This window comes from Undibacterium sp. Ji83W (genome assembly GCF_049340385.1).
GTDB lineage: Bacteria > Pseudomonadota > Gammaproteobacteria > Burkholderiales > Burkholderiaceae_D > Undibacterium.
The window spans coordinates 434,128-459,424 of the sequence record NZ_JBMPOZ010000001.1 but is presented as its reverse complement, the minus strand read 5'-3'; the positions used below and the strand labels follow the sequence as shown (position 1 = coordinate 459,424).

General features: G+C 50.1%; 22 protein-coding genes. 16 read left to right on the top strand and 6 right to left on the bottom strand.

Annotation, left to right across the window (positions count from 1 at the left end):
• The first annotated feature begins 103 nt into the window (after window positions 1-103).
• Window positions 104-2,890: a phosphoenolpyruvate carboxylase gene (gene ppc / locus ACO0LD_RS02085; protein ID WP_423003227.1), complete on the top strand. Its 2,787-nt coding sequence runs from the start codon at window positions 104-106 to the stop codon at window positions 2,888-2,890.
• Between the two features lie 155 nt (window positions 2,891-3,045).
• Here ppc and ACO0LD_RS02080 read toward each other — a convergent pair whose 3' ends face one another.
• Both ACO0LD_RS02080 and ACO0LD_RS02075 read right to left on the bottom strand, forming a co-directional pair.
• Window positions 3,046-3,606: a porin family protein gene (locus ACO0LD_RS02080; RefSeq protein WP_423003225.1), complete on the bottom strand. Its 561-nt coding sequence runs from the start codon at window positions 3,604-3,606 to the stop codon at window positions 3,046-3,048.
• A gap of 195 nt (window positions 3,607-3,801) precedes the next feature.
• On the bottom strand, window positions 3,802-4,923 hold the full coding sequence (locus tag ACO0LD_RS02075; protein ID WP_423003223.1) for an ABC transporter substrate-binding protein: 1,122 nt from the start codon (window positions 4,921-4,923) through the stop codon (window positions 3,802-3,804).
• Between the two features lie 131 nt (window positions 4,924-5,054).
• Between ACO0LD_RS02075 and mobB the strand changes: the two genes are divergently transcribed.
• From mobB to ACO0LD_RS02060, 3 genes are all read left to right on the top strand, one after another.
• Window positions 5,055-5,612: a molybdopterin-guanine dinucleotide biosynthesis protein B gene (gene mobB / locus ACO0LD_RS02070; protein WP_423003221.1), complete on the top strand. Its 558-nt coding sequence runs from the start codon at window positions 5,055-5,057 to the stop codon at window positions 5,610-5,612.
• A gap of 63 nt (window positions 5,613-5,675) precedes the next feature.
• Window positions 5,676-5,876, top strand: a complete 201-nt coding sequence (locus ACO0LD_RS02065) for a YjfB family protein (RefSeq protein ID WP_423003219.1) — start codon at window positions 5,676-5,678, stop codon at window positions 5,874-5,876.
• 164 nt (window positions 5,877-6,040) lie between these two features.
• Window positions 6,041-6,493 carry a hemerythrin domain-containing protein gene (locus ACO0LD_RS02060; protein ID WP_423003217.1) on the top strand — a complete coding sequence of 151 codons (453 nt, stop codon included), beginning with the start codon at window positions 6,041-6,043 and terminating at the stop codon, window positions 6,491-6,493.
• Here the strand turns inward: ACO0LD_RS02060 and ACO0LD_RS02055 are convergent.
• Together ACO0LD_RS02055 and ACO0LD_RS02050 are read right to left on the bottom strand one after the other, a co-directional pair.
• Entirely contained in the window at window positions 6,481-6,699 is a 219-nt protein-coding gene (locus tag ACO0LD_RS02055; protein WP_162041999.1) for an RNA-binding S4 domain-containing protein, read from the bottom strand. The genes ACO0LD_RS02060 and ACO0LD_RS02055 overlap by 13 nt on opposite strands.
• A 36-nt stretch (window positions 6,700-6,735) precedes the next feature.
• Window positions 6,736-6,978: a hypothetical protein gene (locus ACO0LD_RS02050; protein WP_423003215.1), complete on the bottom strand. Its 243-nt coding sequence runs from the start codon at window positions 6,976-6,978 to the stop codon at window positions 6,736-6,738.
• A 265-nt stretch (window positions 6,979-7,243) separates the two neighbouring features.
• Here ACO0LD_RS02050 and ACO0LD_RS02045 point away from each other — a divergent pair, with 265 nt between their 5' ends.
• The 11 genes from ACO0LD_RS02045 to ACO0LD_RS01995 all read left to right on the top strand — a co-directional run bounded on the left by ACO0LD_RS02045 (window position 7,244) and on the right by ACO0LD_RS01995 (window position 19,883).
• Window positions 7,244-7,498 (top strand): DUF2282 domain-containing protein, encoded by a 255-nt coding sequence (locus ACO0LD_RS02045; RefSeq protein ID WP_423003213.1) that lies wholly within the window; start codon window positions 7,244-7,246, stop codon window positions 7,496-7,498.
• Between the two features lie 55 nt (window positions 7,499-7,553).
• Window positions 7,554-8,477: a DUF692 domain-containing protein gene (locus tag ACO0LD_RS02040; RefSeq protein ID WP_423003211.1), complete on the top strand. Its 924-nt coding sequence runs from the start codon at window positions 7,554-7,556 to the stop codon at window positions 8,475-8,477.
• Window positions 8,477-9,298 (top strand): putative DNA-binding domain-containing protein, encoded by an 822-nt coding sequence (locus ACO0LD_RS02035; RefSeq protein ID WP_423003209.1) that lies wholly within the window; start codon window positions 8,477-8,479, stop codon window positions 9,296-9,298. The genes ACO0LD_RS02040 and ACO0LD_RS02035 overlap by 1 nt, the downstream gene beginning before the upstream one ends.
• Before the next feature lie 53 nt (window positions 9,299-9,351).
• Window positions 9,352-9,822 (top strand): DoxX family protein, encoded by a 471-nt coding sequence (locus ACO0LD_RS02030; protein WP_423003207.1) that lies wholly within the window; start codon window positions 9,352-9,354, stop codon window positions 9,820-9,822.
• A gap of 285 nt (window positions 9,823-10,107) precedes the next feature.
• Window positions 10,108-11,289, top strand: a complete 1,182-nt coding sequence (locus ACO0LD_RS02025; protein ID WP_423003205.1) for an efflux RND transporter periplasmic adaptor subunit — start codon at window positions 10,108-10,110, stop codon at window positions 11,287-11,289.
• A gap of 9 nt (window positions 11,290-11,298) precedes the next feature.
• Complete coding sequence (locus tag ACO0LD_RS02020) at window positions 11,299-14,421, top strand: efflux RND transporter permease subunit (protein WP_423003203.1); 3,123 nt, start codon at window positions 11,299-11,301, stop codon at window positions 14,419-14,421.
• A gap of 315 nt (window positions 14,422-14,736) precedes the next feature.
• Complete coding sequence (locus ACO0LD_RS02015; protein WP_423003201.1) at window positions 14,737-16,263, top strand: alpha/beta hydrolase; 1,527 nt, start codon at window positions 14,737-14,739, stop codon at window positions 16,261-16,263.
• A 14-nt stretch (window positions 16,264-16,277) separates the two neighbouring features.
• Window positions 16,278-16,952 (top strand): OmpW/AlkL family protein, encoded by a 675-nt coding sequence (locus ACO0LD_RS02010; RefSeq protein ID WP_423003199.1) that lies wholly within the window; start codon window positions 16,278-16,280, stop codon window positions 16,950-16,952.
• A gap of 235 nt (window positions 16,953-17,187) precedes the next feature.
• The gene (locus ACO0LD_RS02005; RefSeq protein ID WP_423003197.1) at window positions 17,188-17,796 is read left to right on the top strand and encodes a TetR/AcrR family transcriptional regulator; all 609 of its coding nucleotides are present in this window, start codon (window positions 17,188-17,190) and stop codon (window positions 17,794-17,796) included.
• Between the two features lie 129 nt (window positions 17,797-17,925).
• Window positions 17,926-18,735, top strand: a complete 810-nt coding sequence (locus tag ACO0LD_RS02000; RefSeq protein ID WP_423004070.1) for an oxidoreductase — start codon at window positions 17,926-17,928, stop codon at window positions 18,733-18,735.
• Between the two features lie 146 nt (window positions 18,736-18,881).
• A complete protein-coding gene (locus ACO0LD_RS01995) occupies window positions 18,882-19,883 on the top strand; it encodes an NADP-dependent oxidoreductase (RefSeq protein WP_423004068.1) in 1,002 nt (333 codons plus the stop codon).
• A 192-nt stretch (window positions 19,884-20,075) separates the two neighbouring features.
• Here the strand turns inward: ACO0LD_RS01995 and ACO0LD_RS01990 are convergent, their stop codons facing one another.
• The gene (locus tag ACO0LD_RS01990) at window positions 20,076-21,635 is read right to left on the bottom strand and encodes a transglycosylase SLT domain-containing protein (RefSeq protein WP_423003195.1); all 1,560 of its coding nucleotides are present in this window, start codon (window positions 21,633-21,635) and stop codon (window positions 20,076-20,078) included.
• A gap of 510 nt (window positions 21,636-22,145) precedes the next feature.
• Between ACO0LD_RS01990 and ACO0LD_RS01985 the strand changes: the two genes are divergently transcribed.
• Window positions 22,146-23,822: an amidohydrolase gene (locus tag ACO0LD_RS01985; RefSeq protein WP_423003193.1), complete on the top strand. Its 1,677-nt coding sequence runs from the start codon at window positions 22,146-22,148 to the stop codon at window positions 23,820-23,822.
• A 154-nt stretch (window positions 23,823-23,976) separates the two neighbouring features.
• On the opposite strand, the gene ACO0LD_RS01980 is transcribed toward ACO0LD_RS01985, so the two are convergent.
• A complete protein-coding gene (locus ACO0LD_RS01980; RefSeq protein ID WP_423003191.1) occupies window positions 23,977-25,197 on the bottom strand; it encodes an MFS transporter in 1,221 nt (406 codons plus the stop codon).
• Window positions 25,198-25,297 lie beyond the last annotated feature (100 nt).

Below are 25,297 nucleotides of genomic sequence, written 5' to 3'. Positions count from 1 at the left end.
ACTCTGTAGCGCTGCGTCTTTGACACTGCAAATATATTGCCGCAGCCAGGCGCACAAGAATTTTCATCGATCTGTTTTTTTTCTTACCGTAGAATTTGTCAGCATGAACGCCCACCTACACCCTCAATTAAAAATGAACGATATCAGTGACGACAAAGACCAGAGCCTGCGTGAGGATATACGCAGACTAGGCCGCATATTAGGCGATACGGTAAGAAACCAGCATGGTGATGAAGTATTCGATCTCATCGAACAGGTGCGCCAGAATTCCATACGTTTTCGCCGTGATGCCGATGAGGCTGCGCGCGCCGAGCTGGAAACCACACTCGATACACTGACCAATGACCAGACCACGCAAGTCATACGCGCCTTCAGTTATTTTTCACATCTGGTGAATCTGGCAGAAGATCAGCATCATATACGCCGCACCCGTGCTCATTTGATCGCAGGTTCCGCGCCTCGCCAGGGTAGTCTGGCACATACTATAGAAGCTTTGTATAACACTGGCCACAGCAGCCAGCAGTTGCTGGATTTTTTTGAGACTGCGCAAGTGTTCCCGGTATTGACGGCACACCCAACTGAAGTGCAGCGCAAGAGTATCTTGAATTGCCAGATGGTGATTACTCGCTTGCTGGATGAACGCGACCGCATGCAGTTGACACCGGAAGAATCCGCTGCGAATGAAGAGGCTTTGGGACGCGCTGTGCTGACCTTGTGGCAGACACGCATGCTGCGTACTTCCAAATTGTCGGTGCTGGATGAAGTGGAAAATGGTCTGAGTTTTTATGACTACACCTTCCTGCGAGAATTGCCGCATCTGTATGCTGGCCTCGAAGACCTGTTGGCAAGCAAGGATGCCGCATTGACGCAAACAGAACTGCCAAGCTTCATGAAAATGGGTAGCTGGATAGGTGGTGACCGTGACGGTAACCCATTCGTCACAGCCACTGTGCTGGAAAAAACCCTGGCCATGCAGGCTACCCGTGCCTTTAAATTCTATCTGGATGAATTGCATACCCTGGGTTCGCAATTATCGATGGCAAATTTGCTGGTGAAAGTCTCTGACGATTTGCTGGCCCTGGCGCAACGTTCGCCCGATCATTCACCGCATCGCTCTGATGAGCCTTATCGCTTGGCCATCAGTGGTGTGTATGCGCGCTTGTCTGCCACCTACAAACAATTGCTGGACCTGGAACCAGTCATACACCCCAGTGGTGTCGCCGAACCTTATGCGACAGCAGAAGAACTGGCCGCTGATCTTGATATAGTGCATCACTCGCTGTATGACCATGGTTCTGCGGCAATCACGCGCGGCCGTTTGCGTCACTTGCGCCGTGCAGTCAAGGTATTCGGTTTTTATCTGGCACCTGTGGATTTACGCCAGAATTCAGATGTGCATGAACGCGTAGTGCATGAGTTACTGCAAGCCGCCAATCCTGAAATGAAGTATCTGGATTTGAATGAAGACCAGCGCATAGAAGTATTGATCAAGGAAATCAGTTCAGCCCGCCCACTGGCTTCGCCTTACCTGACATATTCTGAAGAAACACAATCAGAACTGGCAATCTACCGCGCCGCCTGTACCGCGCAAAAGCGTTATGGCAAAGGCGCGGTGCCGAATTGCATTATCTCCAAAACCGATGGCGTGTCTGACATGCTGGAACTGGCCTTGCTCCTGAAAGAGTCTGGTTTGCTGCACCCGGCTGAAGGGCGTGTGGATGTGAATATCATCCCGTTGTTTGAAACCATAGGCGATTTGCAAAATAGCGCACCTGTGATGGACAGATTGTTTGGCATACCAGCTTATGCACGTCTGCTGGCCAGCCGCAGCAATGCGCAAGAAGTCATGCTTGGGTACTCAGACAGTAACAAGGATGGTGGCTTTTTGACTTCAGGCTGGGAGTTGTACAAGGCTGAGCTTGACCTTATTGACGTGTTCGCTAAACATCAGGTGCGTTTGCGCCTGTTCCACGGTCGTGGTGGTTCAGTAGGTCGTGGTGGTGGCCCCAGTTATCAGGCCATCCTGGCGCAACCCGCTGGTGCAGTACAGGGGCAAATCCGTTTGACTGAACAAGGCGAAGTGATTACCGCCAAGTATGGTAACCCTGAAGTCGGTCGCCGCAACCTGGAAGTGCTGGCTGCAGCCACCATGGAAGCCAGTTTGCTGGCTTATACCGAAACTGCGCCCAAGCCAGAATTTTTATCGGTGATGGAAGAATTGTCTGATCATGCCTTCAAAGCCTACCGTAATCTGGTGTATGAAACGGAAGGTTTCGAGCAGTATTTCTGGGAATCGACAGTGATTTCCGAGATCGCGGGTTTGAACATAGGCAGCCGTCCGGCATCACGAAAAAAATCGACAGCGATAGAAGACTTGCGAGCGATTCCGTGGGTATTCAGCTGGTCACAATGTCGTTTGATGTTGCCGGGCTGGTTTGGTTTTGGCTCTGCGGTACAAGCTTACCTGAAGGCACATCCTGATACCGGTTTGCAGACCTTGCAAGCGATGTTTAATGAATGGTCTTTCTTTAGTACCGTGTTATCGAATATGGAAATGGTACTGGCCAAGAGCGATATAGGCATCGCCAGCCGCTATGCACAACTGGTCAAGGATGAATCTTTGCGTAACCGCATCTTCCCGCGCATACAGGCTGAACATGAAGCAACGATAGACATACTGAAGGCTATCTCAGGTCAGGATGAATTGCTGGCAGCGAATCCATTGCTGGCACGTTCTATACGTAACCGCTTCCCTTATCTGTCACCTTTGAACCATGTGCAGGTGGAATTGCTGGAGCGTTATCGTAATGGTGATGAAGATGAACGCGTGCGTCGTGGCATACATTTGTCCATCAATGGCATTGCTGCAGGCTTGCGCAATAGTGGCTGATGTATTGGTTGGTGCATCGGTTGACGTATTGGTTGATGTAGTGGCTAATTGATTAGCCTGATCCAGATGCAAAAAAACCTCTCTTGCAAATGTCAGAGAGGTTTTTTTATTGGGAGTCGAGCCAGATAAATTAAATCAAGCTCAATATCGCCATATTAGAACGAGGCCTGAACACCAACGTTGAAGTTAGTGATGTTGCCGTCGCCGCCAACAAAGTCAACTTTGCGGCTGGCGATTTCAGCACGTGCTGCGAAGTTAGGCGTGAATGCATAAGTTGCACCTACACCGACCATGACTTGGGCAGAATTTTTGTTGGTGGAACCACGGACATTATTGAAGGCAGCAGTTGCTTCGCCTTTGGAATAAGCCAGACCCAGTTTGGTGAACAGGCCCCAGTTATTGCCGAGTTGGGCGCGGTATGTGCCTGCCAGGTCAATGCCGGTTGCTTTCATTTCTGCAGCGATGCCATAGACATTGGCTTTGACTGTACCCAGATTGTAGTAACTGCCTTCAATACCCCAATGAGGGTTGAAGTTGTAACCACCCAGGATGTTGAAAGAGGTGTCATTGGTTTTGCAGCTAGATGTGCCTGCGCAATCCATATTCCAGCGAGCCTGGCCTACAGTGGCGCCAGCATAAAACTCTGCATTTGCAGTTGTGCCGATAAACAAACCGGAAATTGCCAGAGCAGCGGCGATAATTTTTTTATTAAACATGTTGTACCTGATTGATTTTTGAATAACGCAACGAGATTTCTTTATTTACTGGATAAGCAAACCTGAAATTCTTTTGTTGCAGCGCAGCACTTTATTCTAAAATCATGATGATGTCAAAAAACCTTATCTATTTACGGCGATATATGTCGTTTTTTGTATGAATGTATTATTTGCAATTAAAACGTTTAAAGACGTTTAAAACAGCAGTCCCCCGCCTTTTCTGAAAAGTGCCATATCGACATAATTGGACATGCGGCGTGTCGTCTCCGATGGACTCAGGGTAACGCCACCCAGGTCAACAATATTCTTTTGCGCCAAGGCTTGCAGGGCATCGCGCCCCGGTTTGCCAGTCTGTATGGCTTTGACCAGGGTTTTGGCGACCATGAAGCCTTCAAATGTCAGCGCAGACAGATCTTCATCCCTGAATTTTTTCATCATATTGCTATGATCTATCTGTATCAGTGACTTCTTGCTCAGCGGGTTGGGCACTACCTGTGAAAACACGGTCCATTCCAATGCCTTGGGGCCAGCGACTTCTGCCAGGGTATCAAGATTGATGAGTGACATGCCGGCAACAAAGGTGCGCGGAGCGTGTTTTCTGAATTCTTTCAAAAATACGCCAGTGCCCAAGGTATCTGCAATGGCAATCACGATGCCGGGGTTGGATCTGGCCAGCACGGCAGATTCTCTTTCCATATCGGCGGGGGAGGCACCTATGCGTACCAGGCCGCTCATGAGCATATTGCGCTTGCGCAACTCGGCAACGACATATTGGTACATGTCCTGGTTCAGGGCGTTTTCCTGATAAGCAATGCCCACGCTCTTGATGCCCAGCTTGTCGAAATAAGAGAAGATATATTGCATCTCTTGCTCAGGACTGGGACGCCAGAACAGCACGCGTGAATTATAAGTTTTGACTGATGCTACCAGCGGGGCGAAAAGGGTTTGCCCGCTTTGTGAAAACCTGGCATTGGCCAGCACGGCATCTGTCACAGCCGCGCCTATGCCGCCAAGCAGGTAATCTGCCTTGTCTTTTTCCAGCAAATCGCTGACTGCTTGCGCCGAGACCGCCGGGTTGCCCTGATCATCGCGCACCAGATATTTAATCCGCTTGCCGCCTATGCCACCATTTACATTGATGCTGTCAAAGTAAGTGGTAATGCCTGCCACATAGTCACGGCCAATGCTACCATTCGGTCCGGACAAGTCGATTGCCTGCCCGACGACGATAACATTGCCTTGCGCCTGTACATTCAGGGCAAACAAAAAGCAAAGCAGGGCAAAACAAAAAGGCCAGAGCCTGTGTGGAAAACGCATACTGATAACCTGTAAAATATTGCAATGTGACAATTGTTACATTTAAATATGACTATGGAATGACGAGGCAGTAACTGGTTCATACTCGTAAGTTATATGCATATGCTGAATTTGAAGATTTGGAGAGCAGAGTGACTAGCGGCGAAAAGAATGATGTGACTGAGGCGGGGCAAATACTGGGCGTGATAGGGTGGTCAGGCAGCGGCAAAACCAGTTTGCTTGAGTATCTTGTCAAGGAACTGACGGCTGCAGGGCATAAGATTAATATCGTCAAGCACAGTCATCATGATGTCACGATAGAACCACCGCAAAAAGACAGCTCACGCCTGCGTCTTGCTGGTGCGCAAGATGTCTTGCTGGCATCGCCTTATCGCTATGTGATTGCCCATGAACTGCGGCAAGAGGCAGAACCACCGCTGGATGAACTGCTGGCACGTCTGTCACAGGCAGACTTGACGCTGGTAGAAGGTTATAAATGGGAAGCCATGCCCAAGATTGAGGTTTTTCGTCCAGCCCTTGGCAAGTCAGCAATTTACCCGGACGATGCTCATATAGTAGTGGTTGCCTCCGATGTTGCCGCCCCTGCCGATTTGCGTACTGGCCTGCAATGGCTGGATTTGAATCAGCCACAAGGGGTGCTGGATTGGATTCTTGTTGCGATGCAAAACAAGATATTAAAAAAAATCTGAAATTTTCCTAAAGACTTTACTTAAGCCGCCGTTATCTTAAGTAGACAGATAAGGAGAATTGTCATGGATGTAACCGGTATTGCCAGCGTGGCAACGACATTGGCTGATGTAGGTACTAGTCAAGCAGTGAGTATTGCTGTTTTGAAAAAAGCCAATGATATTACGGCTGAAAGTGCAACTGCATTGATAGAAGCAGTGTCTGATAACAAGTCTGTCGCCAATCTGCCACCTAATCTGGGCAGGAATATCAACACCACGGCTTGATTGTTTATTAGCGGGTAGTGGTAAGTAGATATAAAGCAGATCTTCAAGAAGCGCGCTGATGGCGCGCTTTTTTGTTTGTGGTGATGCATGACATATGATCGTGCGCAAGCAAGTTGTCCGACTATCAGCGATAATCTCGCCATTTCACAATATCTGGATTAAGCATGGAACAAAATTCTTGGGGCTGGTCTGATCGCCTCAGCCTCAGCTATGAACCCATGGACGAAACCCATAAAGAGTTTGTCGAACTCTGCGCGGCATTGTCTGAAGATAATCCGACTACTTTCGTGGCCAGGCTGGATGCCCTGATCGTGCATTCCATCGCCCATTTTGAGCAAGAGAACCAGTGGATGATAGAAACTGCCTTCCCACCTGCTGGCTGTCACAGGCAGGAACATGAGGCCGTGCTGGAAGTCATGCAAGAAGTCAGGCGCAGGGTGGAATTGGGTGAGGCCGATCTGGCTACGCGCCTGGCAGAAGAATTGCCATTATGGTTCGAGCATCATGTCGATACCATGGATAATATGCTGGCACGCTTCATGGCAAGCAATCCTGAAAAGCTTGCCGATGATGCTATTACTACTGCTGTCAATACCGCTCAAGTTCAACCAGCCTGAACCCGGATTTCTATATCGCCCAGGCTGACGACCTGGCCAGCGCGGATTTTTGCCGTCTTGCGCAATTCCTGCTCACCGTCAACACTGACATCACCGCTGGCAACGATAGCTTTGCCAGCGCCGCCGCTTTCGCACAGACCAACCAGTTTCAATAACTGGTTCAGTTCCACGTATTCGCCTTCCAGGCTAAAACTCAGGCTTTGCATATAAATTCCTCGATCCTGCAATAAAAGGGACGCAGCTTACACTATTTTGCCGGGCGCAAGGCGCGTATTGGCTGCATTGGCTTTCTCCAGCCACATTCCCAACTGGGCAATCAGGTCTGCCTGGCTGAAAGAGCAGCTTTCTTCTGTGAACAGGCTGCGTGACTCCAGCCGGCTCAAGAGGTTTTCCATGACCTCGCCAAACTGCGGTGGCAAATCAGTTAATAAGGCAGTCTGGCCTCGCCAGATTTGGCAAAAACGGCTGATATTGATTTGTTCCATAGATAAATCCTGGATACTTTGTCGCAATTCTTGTGTCAAGTTGAGCATATAGAAACTTTTAGCTTGAAAAAATGTCATAAGCTAGTAGGATAATCTGATCGCCGCCTGAATCCAATCGAAAATGTGCTGCGTAGAAGATAGTGCAGGTAGCGTGACTGAAAATATTTTACGAAATTTTGTAAGTTTGCTTTACCTGCACCGACTATAGGCTGTAGTTTCAAATTTTCCCATGTGGGATGTTTTGCACTTTTAACAGGAGATGAACATGAGTAATAAAGCAATGGTTGCAGTCGCACTGGCAGGTTTGTTGGGTTCCAGCATGGCAATGGCTGCTGATCCAGTCAAGACAGAGAAATGCTTTGGTATTTCCAAAGCAGGTCAAAATGACTGCGCCACTAAATCCGGTTCCCATTCTTGCGCTGGTCAATCCAAGAAAGACAATGATCCAGGTGAATGGAAAAAAGTCCCAGCCGGTTCATGCGAAAAAATGGGTGGCAAACTGGAAGCCCCTAAATCCTGAGTATTTCGTGCTTCCGTGAGCCCGTCTTATTTTGATTGATTTTGATTGATTTATTTTGATTGATACGGCTCGCGCAAACAATAAACCCACGTCGACCCTGCAAGGGGTGGGCGTGGGTTTGCGCACTCAACACTATCGTGATTTTCTGCATGCATCTGCAACTGAACTTGCAACGGAACTTGCAACTGAGTCTGCATCGGTATCTGCCGACTGGCTGGAGGTGCATTCAGAAAATTATTTTGGTGATGGCGGCTATGATTTGCATGTACTGCAAACATTGCGCCGTGATTATCCTTTAAGCCTGCATGGTGTAGGCATGGGTTTGGGATCGGCATCCGGCTATTCTGATAGCCATATTAGCCGCTTGCAGCGTTTGATAGAGCGCACTGAGCCTGCCCTGGTTTCTGAGCACCTATGCTGGGGAGCAATTGCTGGCAGGCATTTGAATGACCTCTTGCCTTTGCCATTGATGCAAAGCGCCCTCAACTTGGTATGCCAGCGTGTCGATGAATTGCAATCGCGTTTGCAAAGACAGGTTTTGGTAGAAAACGTCTCGACCTACCTGCGTTTTGCCCAGGACGATATGTCGGAAGCCGAATTCCTTGCCGCACTGGTCAAGCGTACTGGTTGCGGTGTCCTGCTGGACATTAATAATCTGTATGTGAATCAACATAATCATGGAGAAGATGCGCTGCAGGCCTTGCGTATCATGGCCGATTTGCCAGTTGGCGCGATAGGTGAAATTCATCTGGCAGGTCATTTGCAAACCGATATCTGCCTGGTCGACGATCATGGCAGCCAGGTTGCTGATCCTGTGTGGGAATTGTTTAAACAGGCAGGTAAGATGCTGCCTGCCGGTATCCCGGTTTTAATAGAGTGGGATACAGCTATTCCTGACTTGCCTGTGTTGTTGAATGAAGCAAATAAAGCCAGGCAAATTCTCGCAACATTGACTGCTAAAGATGTAGCCGTTGCATAATGAATGCGATGAGAGATCCATATACCCTGGCTGAAATACAGGAGCAATTTGCCCTGGCATTGCTGCAACCATCCAGCCCGGTGCAGGCTTCCGCTTTATTTCATACGCACCCATTTCAGGATGACAGACTGGCCTTGTACCGCGGCAACCTCACAGCGATCTGGACATCGGCATTAAAGAATGCCTACCCCGTACTTTATCAATTGGTGGGTAATGATTATTTCGAGCAAGTGGTGCGCGCTTTTGGCCGCGCCTGCCCTTCAGAATCTGGTGACCTGAACCAGTTTGGCGCAAAGCTGGCAGAATTCCTGAAAACCATACCGGATGCTGCAGATTATCCTTATTTTCCTGATGTCGCCGCGCTGGAATGGCAGATACATGCTGCCTATTATGCAGCTGATGCAAATGTCATCAGCCTGGCTGACTTGCTACAGGGTGTGGCTGCTTCAGGGCAGGATGTGCAGGCCGTGCAATTGGAATTTCATCCCGCAGTCAGCTTGTACACTTCAGAATGGGATAGCGTCGCCATCTGGCTTGCCCATCAAGCAAATACTGAAACAGGGACTGATGCAGGATTGCCCGAAAATATCAGGCAGATTTGCTACGGCCTTGTTTGCAGAAATAACTGGTCAGTCGAATTGCAGGCGATAAACAAGCCAGCCTGGCTGGCATTGACTGCCTTGCAGCAGGGCAGTCGTCTGGGTACAGTCCTTGAAATAGCGCTGGATGCAGATAGCGAGTTTGAGATCAATGCTCATCTGCAATCCTGGTTTGCCGCCGGATTATTTGCCAAATTCAAATTTCCTGACAATCAGCTGTAAGGAATCCATCAACTGGCTGACTAAGTTGCAGGAGACTAAATTGGAGAATTTTTATGTATAACACCCTGCAATACTTTCATGGCCTGAGTACCCGTTTTGATGACAAGCTCAGTGCCTGGGGCGGTTCAGCCCTTAGCCTGGCCCTCAGGTTATTTGTCGGCTGGCAGTTTTTTAAGGCTGGCCTGGTGAAAATCGCTGACTGGCAGTCCACCTTGTCCCTGTTCCGCGAAGAATATATGGTGCCCATCATACCGCCTGAGTTGGCAGCCTGGATGGGGGCGGGCGGGGAATTGGTTTTACCTGTCTTGCTGGCACTGGGTATTTTTTCCCGCCCGGCAGCCCTGGCTTTGTTTGCAGTGAATCTGATGGCCGTGGTTTCTTATCCGCAGTTGTTTGAGCTGGAATGCCCGGCGGCAGTCAATTCGCATTTTTACTGGGGCATATTATTGCTGGTGCTGGTTAGTTTTGGGCCTGGCAAGTTGTCACTCGATGCATGGCTGCATGCAGGCAAGCAGGACAAATGAGCTGAAGTGAGCTGACTGCTAATACTAAATTGAAATTTTAAGAGGCCTGCTGATGCAGGCCTTTTTTTTGACTATTATTTGATGAACTTATCATCTACATTTCAGTCAAACCGCTAAACAACGAAGCTGTTGCAAAATTAACCTGGCGTTGTTGTGCCGCCTTGCCGTACTGAAGTACTGTCTTCGTCGGCGACGCCTAGCCATCTTAATTTTGCCTAAGCCTCTAAGTCTGGCCTGCCTGGCGGCAGAGCGGATACAGCGCAAATACACTGGATTATCTTCATCATGCAAAACAAATTTCATTTTCGTAATGCCCAGGGCCAAATTCAATGGCGCACCCCTGTCATGACTGTTGTTGTCGTGGCAATTTGCAGTGCACTTTGGATGGTCTATTCCAGCAAGATGACTGCACAGGCCAGCACCAATGAAAAAAAACAGGCAGACAAGGAAGTAGTTTATGAATTGGCTGCAGCCGACATCACCAGCGCTGAACTCAAGGAATTATCGGCGCAATTACCCATCTCTGGTTCGCTGGTGCCAGATAGTCAGGTCACCGTACGTGCCAAGGTCATAGCCGAAGTGGCAGAAGCACCCTTGCAAGAAGGCGTGGCAGTACAAAAAGGTCAGATCATTGCCCGTTTTACGGCCGCAGATTTGCATGCGCGCCTGACCACGCAAGAAGCTGCAGTGGATGAAGCCCAGGCCAGACTCGCACTGGCACAAAAGAACAGGGTATCGAATGAGACCTTGCTAAAGCAAAACTATATTTCGCAAAATGCTTTTGACACGACGCACAATGGCCTGGAGCTGGCACAGGCCAGCCTGAAGTCTGCAATGTCACAAAAACAGGTGGCGCAACTGGCATTGGCGGATACCCTGGTGCGCTCGCCACTGGATGGTTTCATCAGCAAGCGCCATGTGCAGCCGGGTGAAAAAGTTTCTCCAGATACCGCGCTGTACAGCATCGTCAATCTCAGTCATATGACGCTGGAGGCGCAAGTGCCCGCCAGTGAAATTCCCAGAGTCAAGGCGGGACAAAAAGTGATGTTCCAGGTAGATGGCTTTGGTGGACGTGAATTTGTCGGCAAGGTGGCACGCATTAATCCTGCGACAGAAGCTGGTTCACGTTCCATGATGGTGTATGTCGCTGTTGATAATGCAGATGCAGCATTGCGCGGCGGCATGTTCGCCAAGGGCAGTCTGGTATTGGAAAAATCTGCTGCGGCCACGACAGTACCACTGACAGCGGTGCGGCAAGTGAATGGTAGTGATGTTGTCTATCAAATCATCAATGAGCAGGTGAAGATGCAAACCGTCAAGCTTGGTTTGCGCAGCGATGACGAAGGCAAGGTGCAAATTGTGCAGGGGCTGGAAGCTGGTGCCGTGTTGATTTCTTCCCGCCTCGACGGGGTAAAAGCCGGTAGCAAGGTGAAGATGCCCAAGTCCAGCGCAGCGTCGAAAGTCTAAGCCATGTGGATGACCAAAGTAAGTATACAAAACCCGGTGTTTGCCACCATGATCATGGTCGGCCTGATGGTGCTGGGTATTTTTTCCTATAAAGGCCTGGGCCTGGAAAACATGCCTAATGTTGAGTCGCCCGGCGTCTGGATGGAAGTGATGTATCCTGGCGCTTCCCCAGAGATCGTTGAGAATGACATCACCAAGCCGGTAGAAAATGTCGTCAACACCATTAGCGGCGTCAAGCGCATCATGGCCAGTTCTTATGAAGGCCGTGCCGGTATCTGGATAGAGTTCCAGTTGTCAGTGAATGGTGACAAGGTCTTGCAGGAAGTGCGCGATAAAGTTGCCCAGATACGCCCCAGCTTCCCGCGTGATGTAAAAGATCCGTTCATCGTCAAGGGTGGCGATGGTAATGGCCGCCCGGTCGTGCAAATGGCGATCAGTTCTGGCGAACGCAGCTTGCGTGATCTGTCGAATATGACGGATCAGATCATCGTCAAGAAATTGCAAAGCGTACCAGGTGTGGGCAGGGTCGATGTGCGCGGTGCAGTGGTGCGCCAGGTGCAGGTCAAACTCTTGCCTGACCGCATGGCAGCCAATCATATCGGCGTCAATGAGGTGCTGACTGCGATACAAACCACCAATCAAAACATGCCAGCAGGTTTGATCACCCGTGGCTCACAAGATCAACTGGTCAGGCTGGAAGCCAAGATAGCAGATACGCGAGGCTTCAATAAAATCATCGTCGCCCGCCGCGCTGGCGCACCTGTCTATCTGGAACAGATCGCAGAAGTACAGGATGGTGAAAAGGAAGAATATTCTATCTCACGCGTGAACGGGCAAAGGTCGGTTGCCGTTGCCATCAGCAAGATACAGGATGCGAATATCGTTGAGGTCGGTGATGGCATCGTGGAAGCGATTGCTGATCTCAAAACACGCCTGCCCAAGGATGTGCAAATGACAGTCAGTGAAAACAATGCTGATTTTGTCAGACACTCTCTTGATGGCGTGAAAGAAACCATACTCGAAGGGGCGGGCCTGACGGTGTTGATCGTCTTCCTGTTCCTGCATTCCTGGCGCAGCACCATCATCACTGGCCTGACTTTGCCTATCTCGGTGATTGCCACCTTTATCGCGCTCAAGGCTTTTGGTTTTACCCTGAACTTCCTGACCATGATGGCGCTGTCGCTGTGCATAGGTTTGCTGATTGATGATGCGATTGTGGTGCGGGAAAATATCGTGCGGCATCTGGGCATGGGCAAGGGGCACAAGCAGGCGGCAGAAGATGGCACCAATGAAATCGGCCTGGCTGTCATGGCAACGACCTTTGCCATTGTTGCCGTGTTCGTGCCTGTGGCTTTCATGCAGGGCATGATAGGTAAATTCTTTTTCCAGTTCGGTATTACGGTGACCGTGGCAGTGCTGGTGTCGCTGTTCGTCAGCTTTACGCTTGACCCCATGTTGTCTTCAGTGTGGCGTGATCCCGAAGAGGGGCGCTTCAAGCGCTTGCCGTGGCTGGCGAAATTCATGGGCGGCATAGAACATGTCATCGACAAGCTGCACGTCATCTATGGCAAGTTATTGCAACTGGTTTTGCGCAAACGTAAAACCACCTTGTTGCTGGCGACTTCACTTTTTGTCGGCAGTATTTTCCTCGTGCCCATGATAGGTACCGAATTCGTACCTGAGGCTGATGAAGGCCAGATCACCATCAACCTCAAAACCCCGGTTGGCTCCAGCCTGCAATATACCGATGATAAGACCCGTCAGGTCGAGGCTGTTCTGAAAGAGATGAAAGATATCCAGACCATCAATACTTCGGTCGGTATCGAGAATGAAAGAAATACCGCGCAAATCAATATGAAGCTCAGCGAAAAGCGCATCAGCCATCGCAAATCGCAAAAACAGATGGAGATGCAAATCCGTGAGCGCCTGAAAAGCATACCTGGCATAGAAATGGCCGTTGGTTTTGACAAGCCTATTTATGTTGCGATACTTGGGCCAGATGCCGACAAGCTGCAAGATGTCATCGATAGCGTCATGAAAAAAATGGCAGGCATCAAAGGCATTGCTGACCTTGAGAGCAGTTTGACAGGGGCTAATCCAACTGTACTGGTCAAGGTCAATAATGAATTGGCCAATGACCTGGGCTTGTCGGTGCAGCAGATAGGTTCAGCTCTGCGTCCATTTGTTGCAGGCGACACCTTGGGACAATGGCTGGCACCGGATGGCCAGAATTATGAAATCAATGTGCAATTGCCCAAATCAGGCAGGCAAAAAATTTCTGACCTGGCAGATTTGTCACTGGCCAGCAGCAAGATAGATGCAAATGGCAAACCCATGATGGTGCCTTTGCGCCAGGTCGTGCAATTTGTTCCCAGCACCAGTCCGCGCGTGATCAAACGTCAGGACTTGCAACGCAGGGCGGCGATCTATGCCAACGTCGAAGGGCGTCCTGCTGGTGACGTGGGTGCTGAAGTGCAAAAACTTGTGAAGACCATAGAGCTGCCACCCGGCTATCGTTTTGATATCGGCGGCCAGACCAGGGAAATGCAAGAGTCTTTCAGTGCTGCCGTGGCAGCGCTGGGTATAGCCGTGATCTTTATTTACCTGATCCTGGCTTCGCAATTTGGTAGCTTCCTGCAACCACTGGCGATCATGACGGCCTTACCGTTTTCCTTGATCGGTGTGTTGCTGGCTTTGCTGATTACCGGCAGTACCCTGAATATTTTCTCCATCATCGGTTTCATCATGCTGATGGGCCTGGTGACCAAGAATGCGATTTTGCTGGTTGATTTTATCAATCAGGCGCAAAAGCAGGGCATGAGCCAGTTTGATGCGGTGCTGGCCGCCGGTCAGGTACGCTTGCGTCCTATCATGATGACGACGCTGGCTATGATCTTTGGCATGTTGCCCATGGCCATGGGTATCAGTGATGGTGCAGAAACCCAGGCGCCAATGGGCAGGGCAGTGATAGGTGGCATCATCACCTCGACGCTGCTGACTTTGCTGGTCGTGCCGATTGCCTATACTTATCTGGATAATCTGGGCAAAAAGGCGAAAGCTTATTTTGCTTACCATGAGCCAGAAGTGAACACTGTAGCGGTGAATGCAGTAGTGACAGTGGCGCAGGACTAAAGCATAAAAATATCTGAATCAAAGCGCTTATTTGGGTGGTGAAAAAGGTATACTTGCCGCCCGGAAAAAGGGAAGCGTGCAAGCTCACTTTTTCAATGATTTTTTAAGAGTGTTGTATTTGCCCCGCATGGAAAATCCATGGGGCAAGTTCAGGCTAATTTTTTAAGAGTGTTTACTCTAGATGTGAAATTTTCGCTATTCATCAAATTGCGTAAATGACATACTACTTGCTAAGTTTTAGAACGCTCGTTCCATTTTTATATGGTGCTGGTTAAATCTACTGACTTGCAAAAAAATACTTAACAGGAGACAACAATGCGTCAAACTCACATAGCACTGGGTCTGCTTTCTGCTGCCGTTTTAACGGCTTGCGGCGGCGGTGGTAGTGCTGGTCCAGTCATCGATAACACACCTACCCGCGGCACTCTGGTCGCCAATCCACCTGTACTGGTGCCTATTCCCCAGGCAAGTGGTCCGGCATTGACCAAGCTTGATCCTGTCGTTTTCAAGGCTTCGCTGGATGCGGCCAAACCTGGTTTGACACAAATCACAGGTGCGCCGAAGTGCGAAATCAGTACTTACTACATGAAGTACATCACAGTTGGCGGCGCTAATGAAGCGACTGACGCAACTGGTGCCATCATGGTTCCATCCGGCAGCGACCCTGCATGTACCGGCCCACGTCCGGTCATCCTGTATGCCCATGGCACGACAGTAGAAAAATCCTTCAACATGGCCAATCTGCGTGATAACTCAGAAGCCATCCTGATGGCCGCCATGTATGCAGCGCAAGGTTTCATCGTCGTTGCACCTAACTACGCAGGCTACGATACTTCTGCACTGACTTATCATCCTTACCTGAATGCTGAGCAACAAGCCAATGATATGGTCGATTCCCTGCGTGCTGCACGCAAGGCTTTCGCTACTATCGGTGCGCAAGATTCTGGCAAGCTGGTCATCAGTGGTTATTCACAAGGTGGTCACGTTGCCATGGCAACGCAACGCGCCATGCAAACGACTTATGCATCCGAATTCAAGGTAAGCGCGTTGGCTGGTATGTCCGGTCCATACGCCATGTCCTTGCTGGGTGACGCAACTTTTGCTGGTAGCCCGAACGCAGGTGGCACGGTATTTATCCCGCTGATCACAACCAGCTGGCAAAAATCCTATGGTGGTTTGTACTCTAGCCCGAACGAAGTCTATGAAGACAAATACGCCACCGGCATAGAAACACTGTTGCCAGGCGCATTGACTTTCAATGACTTGTTCACGACTGGTAAATTGCCAGCGTATGCCATGTTTGCCAAAGACTCTCTGCCAGGTCCATCTTCTCCTGCATTTGCTGCTTTCTTTGGTGACGGTAACCTGGTGAAAACCAGCTATCGCAATACCTATCTGGCTGATGCGCAGAAAAATCCTTGCAACGTCAATCCTGCAGATCCTTTGAACTGTACTCCTGCCAATCCTTTCCGTAAGGCTGGCGTGAGAAACGACTTGCGTAACTACGTACCTAATGTACCAGTCATGCTGTGTGGTGGTAATGGCGATCCTACTGTGTTCTTTGCCAGCACTCAGGCAACAGCAGGCTTCTTCCAGGCCAAAGGCTTGCCAGCGGCAGCCTTGACAGTACTGGATGTGGACTCTGCACCAACCAGCGCAGCTGATCCATTTGCTGCAGCTAAAGTTGGCTTTGCCCAAAGCAAAACTGCTGCGATCAATGCTGCTATCGCTGCCAAAGTAGATCCGACAACAGCGGTCGCCAGCCAGTACCACGGTACTCTGGTTCCACCGTTCTGTAATGCCGCATCCCGCGCCTTCTTCCAGCAAGTTTTGGCTAAATAAGAGAGGACGCCATCATGAAAAAAATTCATTTCGCCGTTAGCGCCCTGTTTGGTCTGGCCTGCGTTTCTTCTGCTCATGCTTTTGAAAATACCGTACGTGCAGGTATTATCAATGTGCAGGTACATTCCGAGTCTCCGGATTTCACCAGCAATGGCCCGTCATTTTTGACGCCACAGCCGGCTGGTCTGGTCGTCCAGAATGCCACTACGCTGGCACTGGGCTATTCCCGCCGTATCAATGATCATCTCGATTTTGATTTTGTGGCTGGTATCCCACCGGAGCATGAAGTGACCGGTCGTGGTACTTTGGCACCTTACGGTGTTATTTCCAAAGTCAAACAACGCGCACCTACGTTCTTCCTTAACTACAATTTTGGTGCTCCGACTGATACTTTCCGTCCTTTTGTCGGCCTTGGTTTGAACTACACCCAGTTCTTCGATGCGAAATCGACTGCAGTAGGTAATATTGCAACCGGTGGACCAACCAAGATTGATTTGAAGGATTCAGTCGGCCTGGCCGGTCAGGTCGGCGTCAGATATCAATACGATGAACGCTGGTCTGTTACTGCAACCATCGCGGCTGCCAAAGTCAAGTCAGACATGACAGCAACGACTGGCAGTATCGAGCGTAAAACGACGATTGATTTCCGTCCTGTCGTCTATTGCGTGGCATTGGGTTACAGCTTCTGATAATTTAGGCTAGCTTAGCTTGATAAAAAGGGTTCCAGTATCAGCTGGAACCCTTTTTTGTTTGCATGACTGACAAAGTTATTCTTGGCAAGCGTGACACATGCAATGTCACCAATCCGCCTATATCCGTATTCCCCGCTAAAAAGCTAGTCAGGTCGCAGGCATCAGTCTGCCGATGAATTGAGTTCCGGATCTTTTTTAATGTGCTGTCCAGCACATTTTTCTGAAATGGTATATGATGATCATCATGGGAAATAATTCATCTAAGCAAAAAGGCGCTAGCCGCAAGGAAATTACACACGAACGTATCGTTGAAGTTGCTGCGCGTGCAATACGACGTAGTGGCTATGATGGCACCGGTGTCGCTGACCTCATGAAGGAGGCCGGCTTGACACACGGTGGCTTCTACAGTCACTTTGCCTCACGCGAGGCATTGCTGGCCGAGGCTGCAGATAGAGCGGGTGCAGAGGCGGTAGCTGCTTCTACCCGCATTGCTGCTGCCGTGCCTCCAGAGCAGGCATTGCGGGCACTGGTGCAGGCCTATTTGTCGAAAGAACATTTCGCCAGCATAGAAACTGGTTGTCCAGTGAGTGCTCTGGGCTCAGAGATGCCCAGGCAGGCACCAGAGGTGCGGCGTGCGGCTACCCGTCGCATCAAAGAGATGATAGATGTCGTAGCGCGTCAGCTGCCAGACTGGGGGCAGCCAGGTGCGCATGAGCAGGCATTGATGATGGTTGCCACCATGGTGGGTACCATGTTGCTGGCACGTGCTGTTGATGACCCCAAGTTGTCTGAAAGCTTTCTAGAGGCAGCGCGGGAAAAACTTGCCCCAGCGAATATTTGATTGAGGTAAATGTTTGCCAGCTTATGCTGGTTTTTGTTTGTTTTAAAATATGATGTTCGTCATATTTTATTGTGAAATTAAAGTCTTGCTACCCATTGAATACACAGACCATATAGATTGGAGAATATGATGAGTAAAAAAATTGCGTTGGTGACAGGTGCCTCGCAGGGCATAGGCGAAGCTACTGCCAGTAGCCTGGCAAAAGCAGGTTATCAAGTCTACGGCACCAGCCGCCGGGGAGCTGCAACGGGCGAACGATCCTACGACATGTTGTCATTGGACGTGACCAGCGATGAATCTGTAGCCGCAGCTGTCAATGAGGTGATACGTTTGAGTGGCCGCATAGACTTGCTTGTCAACAATGCCGGGATAGGCATTGCTCCTGCCGGTGCCGAAGAGGTCTCCATAGCCCAGGCTCAGGCGATTTTTGATACGAATTTTTTCGGACTCTTGCGGGTAACACAGGCAGTCGTGCCGCATATGCGACGCCAGGGTACCGGTCGCATTATCAACATCGGTTCAGTGTTGGGCTTTTTGCCCATGCCTTACGGGGCTTTGTATGCTGCGACCAAGCATGCGGTCGAAGCTTATTCCGAATCCCTGGACCATGAACTGCGCACCAGAGGTATCCGCGTCACAGTGATAGAGCCTGCATACACCAAAACAGCATTCGACTCGAACATGCTGGAACCTGACACCAAGATGGAAGAGTATCGCGAAATTCGTGCCGCAGTGAACAGGAGGATTAAAGAAGTAATGGAAACAGCTGAGGGGCCCGAAGTCGTGGCTGAGACTGTGTTGAAGGCTGCCAGCGTGCAGCATCCCAAATTGCGTTACACCGCAGGCAGCCTGGCGTATCGCTTGCGCTTGTTGCGCACATTTGCACCAGCTAGTCTGATGGATGCGGGGATACGAAAAGACCTCAGGCTCGAAGCTTAGGTGCGGTGCTTAGTTCTTGCTTCTTGCTTCTTGTTCCGTGATCGTCTGATGCAGGCCGGAAATGATATGCAAAGCTATCGCACCAGTAGATGTTGAACTGATTTTTGCCAGAAACCTTATTTTTAATAATTGGAGTAATACCCATGATGAAAGCTGCCATTGTCGATCGCTACCAAAAAAAGAGTGCGTTGCGAATTGGTCAAATGCCAGTTCCGGAGATACGGGAGGATGAAGTCCTGGTCCAGGTTCATGCCGCCGCCGTCAACCTGCTGGATGCCAAGATACGCGACGGTGAATTCAAACTCATCCTGCCTTACCGCTTGCCACTCATTCTGGGCCATGATGCAGCCGGGGTCGTAGTCAAAGTGGGTTCCAAAGTACGGCAGTTCAAGTTGGGTGATGAGGTTTATGCCCGGCCAGATGACTTCAGGATAGGTGCCTTTGCAGAATTTATCGCCATCAAGGAAGATTCGCTGGCGATGAAACCAGCGTCACTGAGCATGGAAGAGGCTGCCTCTATCCCGTTGGTGGGTTTAACGGCCTGGCAAGCGCTGGTTGAAAAAGCCAATTTGAAACCAGGGCAAAAGGTGTTCATCCAGGCTGGTTCAGGTGGCGTGGGGACATTTGCGATTCAATTGGCGAAGCATCTGGGTGCATTTGTCGCCACCACAACCAGTACTGCTAATATTGATCTGGTGAAGAGTCTGGGCGCAGATGTCGTGGTCGATTACAAGAGAGACGATTTCGAGAAAATCTTGCACGATTATGATGTGGTGTTGAATAGCCAGGATGCAAAGACCCTGGAGAAATCGCTGCAAATACTAAAACCCGGTGGAAAACTCATTTCAATTTCCGGACCACCGGATACAGCGTTTGCAGAAGAAATTGGCGCGCCGTGGTTCGTGAAATTGATCATGCGCATGTTGAGTTTTGGCGTCAGGAGAAAAGCCGGGCGTCGCAATATAAGCTACTCTTTCCTGTTCATGAGAGCGCATGGCAGGCAATTGCGCGAGATTACTTCTCTTATTGATGCCGGGGCAATACGTCCGGTGATAGACAAGGTATTTCCATTTGAAGCCAGTAATGAAGCAATGGCTTATGTTGAAAGTGGACGGGCAAAAGGCAAGGTCGTTATCAAGGTCCGGTAGAGAGAGCAAGGCCTGTTGCGGAGGTGTGAATTACAGTACAGCTAATCCTGGCTGCAGGATAGGCTTGTGTGTGCTGGTGTGAAGGAAGTCTGTTGGAGTTCAAAGTCCCCACATTTGCATGTGAGGACTTTGAATTTTGTATGGATACTGACAAATTGGCCCGGCTTAGGTGACACTACCTGGCCAGCTTGATCAACTGTGTTTCTTTTTGCCTGCCTTCAGGTTGGCAAGCAGAGTCTTGCCATGGCGTGCAGGTGCAGCTGAGCGATGGACGATTTTAGGTGCAGGTGCTGCACGGCGGCTGCCTGCACTTGCCAGTATATTGGTCTGGTTGACCTGGGTGACAACTGGCGTTTGTATGTGCAAAGTCTGGCCATGGGCGACGTTTTCACGCTTCAGATGGTTCCAGGTTTTTAATTCGGCAACGCTGACGCGGAAACGTTTTGCAATACCAGCCAGGTTATCGTGCTTGCTTACCTTGTAGCTGACCTGGCGGGTAGAGGTTTTTTCTATGACCAGTTGTGCTTTCTCGGCGATTTCCAAAGAAATATCATGATCTGGCGTTTTGGAGGATTTTGGTACCAGCAAGGTCGAGCCTGCTTTCACCATCATCTTCGCCGGAATGAAATTCACTTCGCGTATAACCTCAGGCTTGAGCCCCAGTTTTGTCGCCAGCGCTTCTACGCGTTCGGTTTTTTGTACAGTATGGGCAGACCAGCTCGACAGCGGGCCTTGCCATTTGTTCAGATTTTCTTTAAACAGGACTGCATTGTCAGTTGGTAGCAAAATCTTGGTATTGCTACCGCCGGTAATGACAGGTCGGCTGAACTGCGGATTCAGCGCTGTAAATTCATCGAGTGGCAACTCCGCCAACTGTGCAGCAACACGCACATCAATATCACGGGTTTTTTCAACTGAGACAAAGTATGGCTGATTATCCAGCTTGGGCAGTGCCAGATTGAATTGTTCCGGATGACCTATGATGTTTTTAACGGCCTGCAGTTTTGGCAGATAGTTCTTTGTTTCATTCGGCATATGCACTGACAGACTCTGGAAGTCTATTGGCAAGCCTTGTGCCTGTTGTTTCTTGATGGCGCGCTGGACTGAGCCTTCGCCCCAGTTGTACGCTGCCAGCGCCAGTTGCCAGTCGCCAAACATGCCGTACAGTTTTTCCAGATAATTCAGGGCGGCATCGGTAGAGTCCAATACACCACGCCTGTCATCCTTGAACATGGTTTGCTTGAGGTTGAAGTCACGACCTGTCGCTGCCATGAATTGCCACATGCCAGTTGCTTTGGCAGTGGAGATGGCTTGGGGATTAAAAGCAGATTCTATGAATGGCAGCAGAGCCAGTTCAGTTGGCATGCCGCGCTTTTCCAGCTCTTCGACCACATGGTAGAGATAGCGTGAACCCCGCTGCACTGTGCGCAAAATATATTCTGTGCGGGTGCCATACCAGGCCAGTTGATTGCTTACCAGCTGGTTTTCCAGATCGGGGATGGCATAACCTGCGCGTACTCGTTCCCACAAGTCTGTGGTTTTGTCGGTGTAATCAAAATTGGCTACGTCAGCTGGCAATTCCAGATTGACGGCTTGACTGGCGGCGGCAGCTTGTACTGTGCTGGTGGTTTCTGGTGCGGATACCAGGGCAAAAACTGGGGGCGGTGCGTCTGCAAGACATAGTTGAGGTGCCAGGCCAGCCAGTAAGGCGGCGGTCAATATGCTTGGGGAGCTTAGTCGGAATCGTTTCATAGGCAATGAATTGTCTAATCGACCATAGTCGACGTGGATTGCAGAATCGTGTGAGTGTACGCAAGTGCAGTTTGCAGCGTCAAGAAAAATGTCAGCTGAATGACAAGTTTTACATCTGTTACATGCATATCCTGCTGGATTTCACCTTTGCCCATAAGTAAGTGGGTTCAAATTCTTTCAACTTTATCCAAAATATAAGTAAATGTATTTAAGTACTTTTAAAATGCATTTTTTCCTGGTTTGGTAATTTAATGTTTAAGCTATATGACAGTGAAATATAGGCTGCTGCAAAACGAGTGTTGCTAAGAACCTGTTTGCGATCTGTCGCGAGCGAGTGTCAGCGGGGTGAAGAGCAGCACAAAAAGCGGAATGTACTTTAGTACATGAGCATTTTGAGCAGCACATGAGCCTCGATCACACTCGCGCAGTAAGATCGCAAGCAGGTTCTAAAGAATATTGAAATACAATACACACCCTCATCGACGTATCTATTCAATCTGGACGTGATCTATGCAAAGCACATTGAAACCCCTGATTTTGGCACTTGCTGCGGTTTTTACTATTGTGAGTGCAGGTCTGGCAACTGCCGACACGATTATCGATAATGTTCGCGGCTACACCTTGAATCAGGAGGGGAAGCTGCAGCAATTTCAAGCTCTGGCTTTTGATGATGCTGGCAAGATTATCGGGATTGGTAAAGTGGCTGACCTGGCAAGCAAATTGCCCAAGGCTAAACATGTGGATGGCGGAGGTAAAACCCTGTTGCCAGGCATGATAGATGCGCATGGTCATGTACTCAGCCTGGGTGCGAGCCAGATGCAACTGGGTTTGCGCGCTACTGCCAATCTGGCGGAGGCGCAACAGGCAATTGCTGACTATGCACGCCGCTTCCCTTTGAACCAGTGGATCATCGGTGGTGAATGGAACCAGGCCAACTGGAAGTTGGGGCGTTTTCCGACTGCGCAAGAAATTGATGTCGTAATCAAAGACCGTCCGGTCTGGTTATCGAGGGTTGATGGCCACGCTGGCTGGGCCAATAGCAAGACTTTGCAACTGGCAGGCATTACTGAAACTACGTCTGACCCTGCAGGTGGCAAGATAGAAAAAGATGCCCAGGGCAAACCTACCGGCATCCTCGTTGATGCCGCCATGCGTCTGGTCGACAAGGTAGTGCCACCCGCATCGAATGCCGAGCAAAGGGCTGCCCTGGATCTGGCCTTGCTGGAATTGGCAAAGGTTGGTGTCACCAGTGTGCATGATGCCGGTGTTTCAGAATCTGCCGATAAGTTATTCCGTGAATATGCAGATCAGGGCAAATTGACGACGCGCATCTATGGCATGGTGCGCGGTACTGATGGTTTTTTCGACAAAGTTTCGCAGCAAGGCCCTTTGCTGACATATGGACGTGATTTTTATTCTCTGCGCGCAGTAAAACTGTTTGCTGATGGCGCACTTGGCAGTCGTGGTGCAGCTTTGATGGCACCGTATTCAGATGCGCCGCATACCCATGGCCTGCTGTTCAAAACTGCCGATGAAATGTACGCCATGATAGAAAAAGCAGCCAGCAAGGGATATCAGGTGAATGTGCACGCGATTGGTGATGCCGGCAATCGTCAGATACTGGATGGCTTTGCCCGCTTGCCAGCGTCAGCTTCTGCCAGCTTGCGCCATCGTATAGAGCATGCGCAAGTCGTGGCGCAGGATGATATTCCACGTTTCAAACAACTGGGGATATTGCCCTCCATGCAGCCCACCCATGCGACATCTGATATGAATATGGCTGAAGACAGGGTAGGGGCAGAGCGCATCAAGGGGGCTTATGCCTGGCGCAGCTTCCTGAAGCAGGGTTCACGCATCGCCTGTGGTTCTGACTTCCCGATAGAATCCCCCAATCCATTCTGGGGCGTGCATGCAGCGGTCACACGACAGGACATGGCGGGCAAGCCTGCGCAAGGCTGGTATGCCAATCAAGCCATGACATTGGAAGAAGCCTTGCGTTGCTTTACCCTTGATGCTGCCTATGCCGCACATCAGGAAAATACGCTTGGTACGCTGGAGGCAGGCAAGTGGGCAGACTTTATCCTTATCGATCAGGATATGCTGAACATGCCTGCTGCGGATATTTACAAGATCAAGGTCTTGCAAACCTGGGTGGCAGGTAAGCAGGTTTATTCAGCTACTAAATAAAGGAATCTCTGATTAAGTTACTGCGCGACGCTATTTTGGGCCTGCGATGCTCGCCGTACTATCGTACGACTGCGCTTCTTAACCCAAACTAACGCCGCTCGCTACACTTAATCAGAGATCCCTAAACCCTGCTTTCATGTTGAAGCAGCGCGGCTTAGGCTGCCTGCAGTTGCAATTGTTTTTCCTGTATCGGCAAATGTATCAAGGCTGCGCCCACTGCCAGCGTGATATCGATATACCAGAGCAAATTGAAATTGCCATTTGCCTCCAGCACTTTGCCACCCAGCCAGACACCCAGGAAGCCACCGAGTTGGTGCGTCAGCATGACGATACCAAACAGACTGGCCATGTTTGCAGGTCCAAAGAACTTCGCTACCAGGCCAGCAGTCGGTGGCACGGTGGACAAGAATGTCAGCCCCATGACAGCCGCAAACACTAATACGACAGTGCCATTTTTAGGTACCAGCAAAAACAGGATGATCGCAATGGCGCGTGTCGCATACAACAAGGACAGCAGCGATTTCATACGCCATTTGCCGACCGCCCAACCCATGGAAATGCTGCCTATGATGTTGAACAGGCCCAGCATGGCCAGCGCCCAGCCACCAAATTCTGCAGGCAAGCCACACAGGCTGACCACGCCCGGCAAATGGGTGGCAAGAAAAGCTACGTGGAAGCCGCATACAAAAAAGCCTGCCGCCAGCATCAGGTAACTGGGATTTTTCAGGGCGATAGCGATCGCTTTGGTTGTACTGACAGGTGCTTGCCCTGTACTGACAGCTTGCACAGGTTTGCCACGCAGCAAATAAGCAGCGGGCAGGGCCAGCAAAACCAGCACGCCCATGATCTGCATTGCATTATTCCAGCCGTACAAACCCATGAGCGTGATGGCGATTGGTGCCATCAGGAACTGACCAAAAGAGCCACCAGCATTCACGATGCCCGTGGCAATGCCACGTTTTTCTGCCGGAATCATGCGAGTGGCAGTTGCCATTAACACCGCGGGGCCCGCCATGCCAGCTCCACCAGCTGCCAGCATGCCTATGGCAAAAATCAGGCCTGCCGTGGTCGTCATCAGCGGCGTGATGAAAGTACCCACGGCCACCAGGACAATACCTACGCACAAGACGCGGCCAGCACCCATTTTGTCAGCAAATGCACCCGCAAATGGCTGCGTCAGACCCCACCACAGTTGCCCAAAGGCGAAAGCCAGGCTGATATTGCCTACACCCAGGCCTGTAGCCGTATTCATGGGACTCAAAAACAGCCCCATGCTTTGCCTTGCACCCATGGTCAGGGCGAAGGTGCCAGCAGTGCCAAGTAATACCAGCCAGATGGCAGGGTATTTGTTGAATAGATTGTTCTTGGTATTCATGGAGTTTCCGTTAATGAGGATCGGCGGCTTTTATTTTAGATGATAGTCATCATGATTGTATATATTACGTTTGTAATTTATAATGTCAAGGGATTTATTG

Excerpts from the sequence above, each read along its gene's own strand:
- ppc (WP_423003227.1), top strand. The coding sequence starts at position 104 with ATGAACGCCCACCTACACCCTCAATTAAAAATGAACGATATCAGTGAC.
- ACO0LD_RS02080 (WP_423003225.1), bottom strand. The coding sequence starts at position 3,606 with ATGTTTAATAAAAAAATTATCGCCGCTGCTCTGGCAATTTCCGGTTTG.
- ACO0LD_RS02075 (WP_423003223.1), bottom strand. The coding sequence starts at position 4,923 with ATGCGTTTTCCACACAGGCTCTGGCCTTTTTGTTTTGCCCTGCTTTGC.
- ACO0LD_RS02065 (WP_423003219.1), top strand. The coding sequence starts at position 5,676 with ATGGATGTAACCGGTATTGCCAGCGTGGCAACGACATTGGCTGATGTA.
- ACO0LD_RS02060 (WP_423003217.1), top strand. The coding sequence starts at position 6,041 with ATGGAACAAAATTCTTGGGGCTGGTCTGATCGCCTCAGCCTCAGCTAT.
- ACO0LD_RS02055 (WP_162041999.1), bottom strand. The coding sequence starts at position 6,699 with ATGCAAAGCCTGAGTTTTAGCCTGGAAGGCGAATACGTGGAACTGAAC.
- ACO0LD_RS02050 (WP_423003215.1), bottom strand. The coding sequence starts at position 6,978 with ATGGAACAAATCAATATCAGCCGTTTTTGCCAAATCTGGCGAGGCCAG.
- ACO0LD_RS02045 (WP_423003213.1), top strand. The coding sequence starts at position 7,244 with ATGAGTAATAAAGCAATGGTTGCAGTCGCACTGGCAGGTTTGTTGGGT.
- ACO0LD_RS02035 (WP_423003209.1), top strand. The coding sequence starts at position 8,477 with ATGAATGCGATGAGAGATCCATATACCCTGGCTGAAATACAGGAGCAA.
- ACO0LD_RS02030 (WP_423003207.1), top strand. The coding sequence starts at position 9,352 with ATGTATAACACCCTGCAATACTTTCATGGCCTGAGTACCCGTTTTGAT.
- ACO0LD_RS02025 (WP_423003205.1), top strand. The coding sequence starts at position 10,108 with ATGCAAAACAAATTTCATTTTCGTAATGCCCAGGGCCAAATTCAATGG.
- ACO0LD_RS02020 (WP_423003203.1), top strand. The coding sequence starts at position 11,299 with ATGACCAAAGTAAGTATACAAAACCCGGTGTTTGCCACCATGATCATG.
- ACO0LD_RS02015 (WP_423003201.1), top strand. The coding sequence starts at position 14,737 with ATGCGTCAAACTCACATAGCACTGGGTCTGCTTTCTGCTGCCGTTTTA.
- ACO0LD_RS02010 (WP_423003199.1), top strand. The coding sequence starts at position 16,278 with ATGAAAAAAATTCATTTCGCCGTTAGCGCCCTGTTTGGTCTGGCCTGC.
- ACO0LD_RS02005 (WP_423003197.1), top strand. The coding sequence starts at position 17,188 with ATGATGATCATCATGGGAAATAATTCATCTAAGCAAAAAGGCGCTAGC.
- ACO0LD_RS02000 (WP_423004070.1), top strand. The coding sequence starts at position 17,926 with ATGAGTAAAAAAATTGCGTTGGTGACAGGTGCCTCGCAGGGCATAGGC.
- ACO0LD_RS01995 (WP_423004068.1), top strand. The coding sequence starts at position 18,882 with ATGAAAGCTGCCATTGTCGATCGCTACCAAAAAAAGAGTGCGTTGCGA.
- ACO0LD_RS01990 (WP_423003195.1), bottom strand. The coding sequence starts at position 21,635 with ATGAAACGATTCCGACTAAGCTCCCCAAGCATATTGACCGCCGCCTTA.
- ACO0LD_RS01985 (WP_423003193.1), top strand. The coding sequence starts at position 22,146 with ATGCAAAGCACATTGAAACCCCTGATTTTGGCACTTGCTGCGGTTTTT.
- ACO0LD_RS01980 (WP_423003191.1), bottom strand. The coding sequence starts at position 25,197 with ATGAATACCAAGAACAATCTATTCAACAAATACCCTGCCATCTGGCTG.